This window comes from Zobellia alginiliquefaciens (assembly GCF_029323795.1).
Taxonomy (GTDB): domain Bacteria; phylum Bacteroidota; class Bacteroidia; order Flavobacteriales; family Flavobacteriaceae; genus Zobellia; species Zobellia alginiliquefaciens.
In genome coordinates, this window is sequence record NZ_CP119758.1 from 3,328,786 (window position 1) to 3,340,615 (window position 11,830).

Annotated in this window: 12 protein-coding genes; 9 read left to right on the forward strand and 3 right to left on the reverse strand. The window is 39.1% G+C overall.

Annotation, left to right across the window (positions count from 1 at the left end):
* Window positions 1–14 precede the first annotated feature (14 nt).
* The 6 genes from P0077_RS13895 (at window position 15) to P0077_RS13920 (ending at window position 5,429) form a co-directional block, all read left to right on the forward strand.
* Window positions 15–2,042 carry a T9SS type B sorting domain-containing protein gene (locus tag P0077_RS13895; RefSeq protein ID WP_276165817.1) on the forward strand — a complete coding sequence of 676 codons (2,028 nt, stop codon included), beginning with the start codon at window positions 15–17 and terminating at the stop codon, window positions 2,040–2,042.
* A gap of 5 nt (window positions 2,043–2,047) precedes the next feature.
* Window positions 2,048–3,001: a PorP/SprF family type IX secretion system membrane protein gene (locus P0077_RS13900; RefSeq protein WP_276165818.1), complete on the forward strand. Its 954-nt coding sequence runs from the start codon at window positions 2,048–2,050 to the stop codon at window positions 2,999–3,001.
* 138 nt (window positions 3,002–3,139) lie between these two features.
* Entirely contained in the window at window positions 3,140–3,685 is a 546-nt protein-coding gene (gene idi / locus P0077_RS13905) for an isopentenyl-diphosphate Delta-isomerase (RefSeq protein ID WP_276165819.1), read from the forward strand.
* On the forward strand, window positions 3,669–4,076 hold the full coding sequence (locus P0077_RS13910) for a 6-pyruvoyl trahydropterin synthase family protein (protein WP_276165820.1): 408 nt from the start codon (window positions 3,669–3,671) through the stop codon (window positions 4,074–4,076). The genes idi and P0077_RS13910 overlap by 17 nt, the downstream gene beginning before the upstream one ends.
* A gap of 39 nt (window positions 4,077–4,115) precedes the next feature.
* Entirely contained in the window at window positions 4,116–5,078 is a 963-nt protein-coding gene (locus tag P0077_RS13915; RefSeq protein ID WP_276165821.1) for a type I phosphomannose isomerase catalytic subunit, read from the forward strand.
* A gap of 81 nt (window positions 5,079–5,159) precedes the next feature.
* Window positions 5,160–5,429, forward strand: a complete 270-nt coding sequence (locus P0077_RS13920) for a hypothetical protein (RefSeq protein WP_276165822.1) — start codon at window positions 5,160–5,162, stop codon at window positions 5,427–5,429.
* Between the two features lie 43 nt (window positions 5,430–5,472).
* Here P0077_RS13920 and P0077_RS13925 read toward each other — a convergent pair whose 3' ends face one another.
* Window positions 5,473–6,174, reverse strand: a complete 702-nt coding sequence (locus P0077_RS13925; RefSeq protein WP_276165823.1) for a DUF4369 domain-containing protein — start codon at window positions 6,172–6,174, stop codon at window positions 5,473–5,475.
* 207 nt (window positions 6,175–6,381) lie between these two features.
* Between P0077_RS13925 and rpiA the strand changes: the two genes are divergently transcribed.
* Genes rpiA through P0077_RS13940 form a run of 3 tightly spaced genes read left to right on the forward strand, consistent with a single transcriptional unit; the run spans window position 6,382 to window position 9,650 of the window.
* Entirely contained in the window at window positions 6,382–7,056 is a 675-nt protein-coding gene (gene rpiA, locus P0077_RS13930) for a ribose-5-phosphate isomerase RpiA (protein WP_276165824.1), read from the forward strand.
* A 49-nt stretch (window positions 7,057–7,105) separates the two neighbouring features.
* Window positions 7,106–8,674, forward strand: coding sequence for a protein adenylyltransferase SelO (locus P0077_RS13935; protein ID WP_276165825.1), 1,569 nt, complete (start codon window positions 7,106–7,108; stop codon window positions 8,672–8,674).
* Between the two features lie 10 nt (window positions 8,675–8,684).
* Entirely contained in the window at window positions 8,685–9,650 is a 966-nt protein-coding gene (locus tag P0077_RS13940) for an aldo/keto reductase (RefSeq protein ID WP_276165826.1), read from the forward strand.
* Window positions 9,651–9,677: 27 nt separating this feature from the next.
* Here P0077_RS13940 and P0077_RS13945 read toward each other — a convergent pair whose 3' ends face one another.
* Both P0077_RS13945 and P0077_RS13950 read right to left on the reverse strand, forming a co-directional pair.
* Window positions 9,678–10,994: a DUF819 family protein gene (locus P0077_RS13945; protein WP_276165827.1), complete on the reverse strand. Its 1,317-nt coding sequence runs from the start codon at window positions 10,992–10,994 to the stop codon at window positions 9,678–9,680.
* Between the two features lie 31 nt (window positions 10,995–11,025).
* Window positions 11,026–11,829: a Cof-type HAD-IIB family hydrolase gene (locus P0077_RS13950; RefSeq protein ID WP_276165828.1), complete on the reverse strand. Its 804-nt coding sequence runs from the start codon at window positions 11,827–11,829 to the stop codon at window positions 11,026–11,028.
* Between the last annotated feature and the right edge of the window lies 1 nt (window position 11,830).

Sequence of the window (11,830 nt, forward strand, 5' to 3'; positions counted from 1 at the left end):
GATAACCAATCGATTTGAAAGCAAAATCTACATATAAAAAACTTGTCCTCAGTTTGGTTTTTACCATTCTGGGGCTTGCCATATCCAACGCTCAGTATTTATTGAGGGCACCGGATGATACCGCTGAGGAGACCAGAACTAATTTCAGGTGGTACGAGGCGCAAGATACAAGTACAATTTTGAGTACGGAATCTTTTTTAGAGGTAACCGATCAGGGAATTTATTTCGCCACTTATGATGGTACCTTATGTGGTAAGAATGCAACGAGTTATTTTATAGTAACCAACTGTAATTCGCCTTATAATGAAGTTACATTGGATATTAGTGACAATACGGATAATCTTTCGGCGGGAGCATCGGTCAGTTGGAACCCTCCTTTGCCAGGAGACCAGAGTGCTCCTATGGTTATCGCCACACAGAACGTAGAGCGCTATATAGCTACTATTACTAAGGCGGGCAATGCAAAAAGTTTACCTAGTTTTACCGTGGTCTGTATTGATGAATCTGCCATTCTGGTTGATGATTTGGTTACCGTTGATGAAGATGATTCTGTCGTAGTGGATATTTTTGCCAATGATAGTGAACTTCCTACCGAAGGAAATCTAACAACTACTGATCCAACCAACGGCACTGTCAACATAGATAATAACGGTACCCCAAATGACCCGACTGATGATATTGTAACTTATATACCTAATCCCGATTATAACGGTCAGGATTCGTTTAATTATTCGGTTTGTAATATATATGGTGATTGTAGTACGGCTACCGTTACTATTGAGGCGACTCCAATTCTAGATACCATTGACGATAGCGTCGCAACAACTGAGGACACTCCTATTCTGTTGGATATTTTGGGTAATGATAATGATATTCCATCAGTAGGAACCTTAACAACGACCAATCCATCCAATGGAACTATTACTGTAGATAATGGAGGAACACCTAACGACCCTTCGGATGACATGGTAAATTACACTCCGAACGAAAATTTTGATGGTAGCGATTCATTCACCTATACACTTTGTGATGCGGTGGGTAATTGTGATACGGCTACGGTAACTATTTTGGTATCCGATGCTATTGATTTGGATACGGATGACGATGGAATCTTAGACAGTTTTGAAGATCTGAATCTAGATGCGGATAATGACCCGTCTACACATCCAACGGATACGGACAATGATGGAGTTCCTGATTATTTGGATATAGATAGTGATGATGATGGAATACCAGATAATGTGGAGGCTCAAACTACTATAGATTATATACCACCGAGCGGATTAGATCAGAATGGAAACGGAGTGGATGATGCCTATGAAAATAATGGTGGATTAGGAATTATTCCAGAGGATACAGACGGAGATGATTTACCGGATTATGTTGATGATGATAGTGATAATGACAACGTACCCGATCGCATAGAAGCGCATGATTACAACCGAGACGGTATTCCTGATGTTACTTTAATCGGTTCTGATAAAGACCGAGATGGTCTTGATGATGGCTATGAAGGGGAAGCTGCTATTGATCTTGATGTCAATGATGAAATTAATGATCCGTATAATGATTTACCAAATACCGATGGTGATGGAGAATCTGATTACAGAGATACGGATGATGATGATGATGGTATTCAAAGTAAGGATGAAGACACCAATATTGACGGTAATTATGCCAATGACGATATAGATGGAAATGGTATACCCGAATATCTAGAGCCTAATGTAGAGGAAGACCCTATTGAAGTTTTCAATGTGGTAACACCTAATAATGATGGAGCCCATGATGTTCTTACAATTACAGGTTTGGAAAACTATCCGGATAACTCAATTAGAATCTATAACAGATGGGGGGTTCTGGTTTACAATACGCAAGCCTACAATACGGAAGGAAATGTATTTGATGGAACCTCTCAAGGTAGGGTAACTGTTGATGCGGATAGAAAGCTTCCTGTGGGTACGTACTTCTATATTTTAGATTACAAAGACCAACAGGGTGAACAGAAATCCCTTTCAGGATATATTTATATTAACAGATAGCAGTAATGATGATCCCAAATCTCAGAATAACCGCTCGTAAACTAGGTATTTTGGTTGCCTTTCTTTTTATCACGGCAATTCAAGACCTAACGGCACAACAAGACTCACAATACACGCAGTACATGTATAATACGGTGAGTGTTAATCCGGCCTATGCAGGCTCACGAGGTCATTTGAGTACGGCATTGTTACATCGTTCACAATGGGTGGGATTAGATGGTGCGCCTACCACCCAGACTTTCAATTTACATTCACCCATAGGATATAGGGGAGTAGGTTTGGGGTTATCTATCGTAAACGATAAAATTGGACCAACCTCTGAAACTTATTTTGATGTGGATTTTTCATATACGGTCTATACGTCTACGGAAGGTAGACTAAGCTTTGGCTTAAAGGGGAGTGCTCATCTACTTGATGTCCGTTTTTCAGAATTGAACCAATATACTTCAGATTCAAGTCTGCAGAACGATATAGAGAATAAATTTTCACCTAATGTTGGTGCAGGGGTTTATTACCATAATGAACGGTTTTATGCAGGTCTATCCGTGCCACGAATTTTACAGACGCTACATTTTAAGGATGGCCCGGAGCCTACAACGGCAAAAGAACAGATGAACTTTTATTTGATAACGGGCTATGTCTGGGATTTGAACGATAATACAAAATTTAAACCTGCACTGTTGACCAAATTAGTTACGGGAGCACCACTACAGGTTGATGTTTCAGCCAATTTTATGTTCAGTGAGAAATTCATTCTAGGTGCTGCTTATAGATGGGACGCAGCGGTAAGTGGCATGGTAGGTTTTAATATATCTGAAAAATTCTTTATCGGTCTTGCTTACGATCGTGAGGTAACTGAATTGGGTCAAGCGGTATTCAATTCCGGGTCTTTTGAAGCTATTTTACGATATGATTTTATCAGTACAAAAAGCAATTTGAAATCACCTCGTTTCTTTTAGAACCGATTCTAAAGAAGTAATTTTTATCACAATAAAACAACTTTCCATAATTTATCATCCTGTTCACAATATACTAGTTTAAAGATATTATTTTTGTGGAAGTGCATTTTTTTGAAGCACTACGTAAAAAAGATATATTTGAAAGAGGAAGAAGTAATTTTAGTTGATAAAGAGAATAACCCATTAGGTACCATGCCTAAAATGGAAGCCCATGAAAAAGCTGAACTCCATAGGGCTTTTTCAGTTTTTGTAATGAACGATAAAGGGGAAACCATGTTGCAACAGCGTGCGGCCCATAAATACCATTCACCCCAACTTTGGACGAATACATGTTGTAGTCACCAACGCATGGGTGAGAGTAATATAGAAGCCGGAAAAAGAAGGTTGCAAGAAGAAATGGGCTTTGTAACTGAACTTCAAGAATTATTTTCATTTATTTATAAGGCTCCTTTTGATAACGGACTTACCGAACATGAGTTTGATCATGTTATGATGGGAAACTATAATGCCGAACCGAATATTAACCCAGATGAGGTTGCCGATTGGAAATGGATGAAACCCGAAGACGTTAAAAAGGATATCGCGGAAAATCCAGATGCGTATACGGCATGGTTCAAGATTATCTTTGAAAAGTTCTATGGGTACATCGGTCAAAATAACACGGAAGATGAAAGTAAAGGTTAGTAGAAAGGCACATTTTAATGCAGCACATCGTTTGTATCGAAAAGATTGGAATGATGAGAAAAATACCCAGGTCTTCGGTAAATGCAATAATCCCAACTATCACGGTCATAATTACGAGTTGATTGTGAGTGTAACGGGAGAAATAGATCCAGAAACAGGTTTTGTTATGGATATGAAGGTTTTGAAAGACTTAATAGCTGAAAAGGTAGAAGATGAGCTGGATCATAAAAACTTAAATGTTGAAGTTCTTGAATTTAAAGATATCAACCCAACTGCCGAGAATATATCTCTTGTAATCTGGAATAAATTGAGACCTCATATCAATAAAAATCATGAACTTGAGGTCGTACTATATGAAACCCCCCGAAATTTTGTTACCTATTCCGGTTAAACAGAAAAATAATTAACAATAAACAAACACTGTAACGCTATGCACCCCTTAAAATTCAACCCTATTTTAAAAGAGCGCCTTTGGGGCGGAACTAAACTCAAAGATGTTTTGGGTAAACCAATTGAAAATGATATTACAGGAGAAAGTTGGGAGCTTTCTACGGTTCCAGGAGATATTTCTGTAGTTGCCAATGGAGAACTAGCAGGAACTTCTCTACAAGACCTAATAGAAAAAGACCCGGAAAATGTATTGGGGAAAAGTGTTTACGAACGTTTTGGAACGGATTTTCCAATCCTAATTAAGTTTATTGACGCCAAGCAAGACCTTTCCATTCAGTTGCATCCTAATGATGAACTGGCCAAAAAACGCCATAATTCTTTTGGAAAAACAGAAATGTGGTATGTTATGGATGCAGATAATGATGCTAGCCTAATAGTGGGTTTCAACAAAGATGTTAGTAAAGAGGAATATGCCAAAAGTATTAAAGACGATACGCTTCTAGACCTTTTAAACTACGAGAAAGTGAAAGAAGGGGATACCTTTTTTATTAATACCGGGAAAATTCATGCTATTGGTGCGGGTGTTCTTTTAGCGGAAATTCAGCAAACATCAGATGTTACGTATCGTGTCTTTGATTTCAACAGAAAGGATAAAAACGGAAACCTTAGAGAGTTGCATACAGAACAGGCTTTAGATGCAATTGACTATACCAAGAAAGATGATTTTAAGGTAAAGTATAACAATGATAAGAACAAGGTGAACGATATGGTAGATTGCCCATATTTTAAAACCGATTTTTTAGACTTGGACTCGGAGTTAACCCAAGATGTTACGGAGCGTGATTCGTTCACCATTTTTATGTGCGTGGGTGGTTCGGCAACCATTGCAAATGAAAGTGGTTCGGTACAAATTCAAAAAGGGGAAACTACACTCTTGCCCGCTCAAACCAACTCTATAAAAATAACAACAACGGGAGCAAAACTTTTAGAGGTGACTATTTAACGCCTTTTTAGCGTTTCACTTCATATATTTTCTGTTCAAATTGATTATAAATAGCGTATTTTTGCGTAAAATTTATTGATAATGGCAAGTGTAAAAGAATTAAAGAAAGACATTAATAATGTCTTGGGAGACATCATTGAAGCGGTATACATTGTAGAGGCTGCAAATGAGAACCAAGAGTCTAAAGAAGGAGCAAAAGTTATTGATGAAGCTATTGAAACTTTTGATGACTTAATTCGGAAAGTAAACCAAAGAGGTGTTGATAATAGAAAGAAACACCTAACAGCAGTTCGTCAAGAATTGGAAACTAAGGCTACAGGTCTAGTTGAAAAGGTGAACAAATTGGCTTAAGCCTTTTTAGAACTAATGAAAAAGCCCGCATTTGCGGGCTTTTTTACTTTTTAATACGTTCTAAATACGATTTCAATTGTTTGCCGTATTTAGATTCGGATACCTCTGGCGAGAGTACATTATAAATAGAATCCAGATATTTTACATTCGCATCAGGTACTTCGTTAAGCGCTATATACGGCGCTATATATGAGTTCTTGTTGTTTAATGCGTAGTTCAGGGAAAAAGCGTAGCCTCTTTGGATATTGCGATCACTTAATCTTTGAACTGAATCCAGTTGTAAAGAATCCAATACATTATCCGGATCATTAGCCATTTGAATAATTTCTAAGGTTTTCATATTGAACCGGGACATTGTTTTTCGGTAATCCTCCAGTCTTTCCTGACTTTCAGAACCGGTTATTTTAGCATTGGTATCAAATGTGTTCCAAGAGGTGTTAATGGTAATAGTTCCAGGCTCACCAAAAAAAGTGATACGGTCGTTCACATCATTAGCATCTTTTTTGTTGAGGTAGAGATAAAAGATCTCTGGACTTTCAAGTTCTGTAGTAAAACTAAAATTACCATCACCTTCTATCTGCAAGGAATCTATAGTGGTTAAAACGGAATCCGGTACATGTTGAAGGTATAGTGTTCCTTTCTTGAGTCCCTTTACATTTCCGGTAACGGTCATAGTGTTTTTGCTATCACCTCCACAAGAAAGCAACAGAAGAGAAATAGCGCTTAAAAGAATTATGTTTTTCATGTTTAGTTTTTGGTGGGGCAAATATCCATATTTTTTTTGGTTTCCTTTAGAAGCTATTTTCAAAATTGAGAAGCAGTTCACAAAGTGTACCGTATTTTTGTAGTAGAAATAAGAAAGAAAATAGCTCAGTTTACGACTAACAAGAGCTGTTATTCTGCAAATAATTCAATATCTTTTCGGTTATTGAACTTTAATAAAAGTTAGTATATGAATGTTGAAAATGAAAAGTGGATTGCAGCAATCGCCTCCGCAGATTATGTAAAGAACGGCATGCTGGTAGGTTTAGGCTCAGGATCTACTGCGGCCTTCATGATTGCCGAACTTGGTAAGAGGGTAGCAGGCGGATTGATTATGAAGGGTGTACCTTCATCAGATGCCACGGCCAGATTGGCAAAACAAGCAGGCATTTCCTTGCTTTCGTTGGATGAGGCGGGAACCATGGATATCAACATTGATGGAGCGGATGAATTCGACCCACAGCTACAGTTAATAAAAGGTGGAGGAGGAGCATTGCTTCGGGAGAAAATATTGGCACATAACTCAAGGTTCAATATAATTATAGCAGACTCGGGTAAGGAAGTAGAACGTTTAGGAAAATTTAAACTTCCCATAGAAACTATTCCCTTTGCAACCCAGACCATTATTGCGGAGTTGGAACATTTGGATTTGCAGCCTAAGTTGCGAATGAAAAACGATGAGGTGTATAAAACGGATGAGAACAATTACATTCTTGACGTTGATATTTTTCAAAAGGATGATTTAAAAGAATTAAATACGCTTCTTATTCAAATTCCTGGAGTCGTCGAAACAGGTCTTTTTCTGTCCTCTACGGATCTGGTTTTGGTAGGGCAGGGAAACAAGGTGGCAACATTTAAGAAGTAGACTTTTTTAGCTGTTTGTTGAGGGCGAGAAAATGAAAAATGAGAAACAGATGAAATTCAATATACAAGAGACTTTTAATAAAGAATTACCAGCGGACCCAATTTTGGAGAATAGTAGGAGACAGGTAGTAAAAGCTTGTTTTTCCTATGCCGCACCAAAGCAGACCGCCAACCCAAGTATGGTTCATGTATCTCCGGAAATGGCAAAAGAATTAGGCCTTTCCGAAGAGGACGTTCAGAGCGAGGAATTTCTAAAAATCTTTACTGGTAATAAAGTTTTAGAAGGAACCACTCCTTATGCCATGTGTTATGGTGGACACCAATTTGGCAATTGGGCGGGGCAATTAGGAGATGGTAGGGCTATTAATCTTACCGAAATAGAACACAATGGTAAACATTGGGCTTTGCAGTTAAAAGGAGCCGGAGAAACACCGTACTCTAGAACAGCGGACGGACTCGCGGTTTTACGTTCATCCATTCGGGAATATTTATGTAGCGAGGCTATGTTTCATTTGGGTGTGCCAACAACACGAGCCCTTTCATTGGCATTGTCCGGAGATCAAGTGCTTCGCGATGTGCTGTATAATGGTAATGCTGCGTATGAAAAAGGCGCCATTGTTTGTCGCGTTGCGCCCTCTTTTCTCCGTTTTGGGAATTATCAAATTTTTGCTGCTCGGGAAGACATTAAAACTATGCGAACGCTGGTAGATTATACGATCAAACATTTTTTTCCGGAGCTGGGCGAACCATCTAAAGAAACGTATGTTCAGTTTTTTCAGGCAGTGGCAGATGCTACTTTAGAAATGTTGGTGCATTGGCAGCGCGTAGGTTTTGTACACGGTGTGATGAACACGGACAACCTTTCTATTCTTGGCCTAACAATAGATTATGGCCCTTACGGCTGGTTGGAAGGCTATGACCATGGATGGACACCAAATACAACTGACCGTCAGCATAGTAGGTACCGATACGGAAATCAACCAAACATCGGTTTATGGAACTTATTTCAACTTGCCAATGCTATATATCCATTGGTTGAGGAAGCGGAACCATTAGAAAATGTTCTGGAAGGTTTTAAAACGAAGTTTGAGGAGAAGTACCGGGAGATGATGAAGTCTAAAATCGGACTGTTTTCTGAGGATGTAAATGACCAAAAGTTGTTAGATGATTTAGAAGAAAATTTACAACTGACAGAAACCGATATGACCCTATTCTTTAGAAATCTAGCCGATTTTAAAAAAGAAGTTGAGAATGCGGACTCTTATGTAAAAGTGGTTGAAGATGCGTTCTATATTCCTGAAGAGGTTAAAGGTGAAGTATTGGATAAATGGTTGATTTGGTTTGATACCTATCAAGCTCGTTTGAGTAAAGAAAGTCTTACTGATGCTGAACGAAAGGAAAAAATGAATGCCGTAAACCCAAAATACGTATTGCGTAACTATATGGCGCAATTGGCGATTGATGCTGCAGATGAAGGGGATTATACTCTAATTGATGAATTATTCAATCTTTTGAAAAAGCCCTATGACGAACAACCCCAACATCAGAAGTGGTTTGCCAAACGTCCCGATTGGGCTCGTAACAAAGTAGGTTGTTCTATGTTGTCCTGCAGTTCATAAACCAGTAATTATGACAGAGAAGAAATCCAAAACCGAAATAGGTTTGGGCATGGCCGCTTTAGGCCGCCCCGAGTACATAAATATAGATAGTTCTGGGAGGGATAAATCGGAAGTTGCCTTTCGTACAAATGCTTTCAAAGTGCTAGATGACGCATACGAAAAAGGAGTACGTTATTTTGATACAGCACCCTCTTATGGGAAAGGAGAAGCCTTTTTAAAAGACTGGAACGATAGCCGTAATTATACGGATGTAGTTCTGGGTACAAAGTGGGGGTATACCTATGTAGCCGACTGGCAATTGGGATACGAAGGCGCTCACGAAGTAAAGGAACACTCACTAGCGAAGCTTACGGAACAGTGGGAGGTGTCACAATACTTGCTTCCTGCTTTAGAATATTATCAGGTTCATTCCGCAACTTTTGAGAGTGGCGTGCTTCAAAACAAACCCGTTTTAGAAAAGTTGTTGGAAATAAAAAGAACGACCGGACTCAAAATTGGTATTTCTACAAGTGGATCCAACCAAAATGAGGTCATAGAAAATGCTTTGCAAATCCGGATAAATGGCGAGGTGGTTTTTGATAGTTTTCAGGTTACCTTCAATATGCTTGAACAAGCTACACTATCCGTTTTACAAGATGTAAAAGCTCAAGGTAAAAAACTGATTATAAAGGAAGCCATGGCCAACGGTCGGGTTTTTGAAAATGAAAAATATCCTCATTATCAATCTTTGTATGCCAAACTGCAGTCGTTAGCAGAAAGATATGAAGTAGGTGTAGATGCCATAGCTTTACGGTATGTTATGGATGCTTTACAACCCGATTTTGTGCTCAGTGGCGCAGCTGATATAAAACAATTGGAGCAAAATTTAAAAGCGAATTACTTTACTTTAAGCGAAGATGAATTGGCTCAACTTTCGAAAGAAAAAGTGGATTCTAGAAAGTATTGGGAAGAGCGAAGTAAGTTGAGTTGGGATTGAGTCTACGTAAATACGTTTTGATTCAACTCACAAAGCCGAAGCCACTTCCATTAAATACGCACACAACAACGCTCCACCAGTACCTACTACATAGCCAAAAACAGCCAAAAGCACGCCTACAGAAGTCAATGATGGGTGAAACTCAGCAGCAACAACTGGAGCAGAAGCAGCCCCACCTACATTCGCTTGACTACCTACAGCTAAGAAGAAAAAGGGAGCTTTAATGAGTTTGGCCACGAGAATCAGTAACCCCGCATGAATCGAAATCCATATAAAGCCAATAGCAATCAAACCGGGATTTTCCAAAACTTTTCCGAGATCCATTTTCATACCTATGGTCGCAACCAAAAGGTAAATGAACATACCACCAATTTTACTGGCTCCGGCACCTTCATAATTTTTTGCTTTGGTAAAGGATAAGGCTATACCGGCAGCTGTGGCAATCACCACCATCCAAAAGAAACTAGAGCCTAAGAAAGACAAAAAGCTTTTCTGATCGCTTACACTTTCAAATGAATTGGTCAGTACGGTACTCATATGATTACCGAAGAAATGCGCAATACCTGTGGCTGTAAAAGCAAAGCAGAGCATCATCATATAATCTTTTAAAGTGGGGACACGGGTTATTTTTTCGGCAAAAGCGGTCACCTTTACTTTTAGGGTTTCAATAGCCGAGGTATCAGCTTTTAACCATTTATCTATTTGTTTGGTACGTCCCACGCCAAGAAGAATAATTGCCATCCAAATATTGGCGACCACAATGTCTACCAAGACCATAGCGCCATATTTTTCAGGCGTATATTGGAAAATCTCGTACATGGCAGCTTGGTTTGCACCGCCACCGATCCAACTACCGGCAATGGTGGCAAGCCCTCTCCAAATAGCATCAAAATCATTGCCGCCCACCGTATCGGGAGAAAATATAGAAACGATTAAAATAGCAATAGGACCGCCAATAATGATGCCTGCGCTACCCGTTAAGAACATAATAAGCGCTTTTGAACCCAAGTTCATTATAGCTTTTAAATCAATGCTCAACGTCATAAGAACTAGAGCTGCGGGGAGTAAATATCTGCTAGCTACATAATATAGACTGGAGGTATGCGTAATGACTTCGCCCGCCTCGTTTACGGTTTCCCATTTTTCGGCTACGATGCCTGTAGAGGCCAATATGCCGGGTAAAAGATAACACATAAGTACTCCCGGAACTATACCGTAGAATTTACTCCAAAACCCTGTTTTTTTGGATGAGCCATAAAAAATAAAGCCAAGGCAGAGCGCTAATAACCCAAAAACAACGGTGTCATCGGTTATTAGCGGAGCGGGTAACAATGATTCGGTCATATGCTTTTTGGATGCTTTTCTCCAAATATAATCAAATTACCAAATGCTTTTTAATATAGTGAGCAACCCCATTCTCCGTATTGGGTAGGGTAACGGCATTGGCAACAGCTTTTACTTCTTCTCTGGCATTGCCAACGGCCACACCACAACCGCTACTTTCTAACATTATAATATCATTATAGTTATCACCAAATGAGATGATATCTTTAAGGGATTCACCTTCTTGCAGCAACGATTCTATAGCCGATAGTTTAGAAACCGATTTTGGAGCGATTTCAATTAAAGTATCATTTGACCGATATAAGTTGAGATGTTCGCCAAATTTTTCTTCCAGAATAGGATAGAGGGTATCTGCACTGTCTTTGGTGCTCATGAGCATTATTTTGTGAGCTCCAATTTCGCGGGTTGCCCAATCGGTAAGCGTATCCGATGTGGGTCTAAAAACAGGTGTAGTTTTGGTGTACTTGATTTCTTTTTGAACCCGTTCGGAATCTTCTTCTACATACCATTCATTATTGTAGTATAAACCGAGTTTAGTATCATTGATTTCGGCTAAATGATATATCTCATCAAGGAGTTCTGTACCAATATGTACTGAAGAAATTTCCTTATCGCCATCAAGAACCAAAGCACCGTTGTAACAGATAATAGGTTGGTTTTTAATACCAAGGTCTTCTTGAATATAGGTCATGGCAGTGGGCATACGCGCGGAAACCAGAATAATTTTCACCTCTGATTTTATGCGTTTTATTTCGGATATAGTTAGTTCGGAAATATCACTTTTGGAGGTCAATAAAGTCCCATCTAAATCTGAACAGAGTATTTTGTATGTCAAT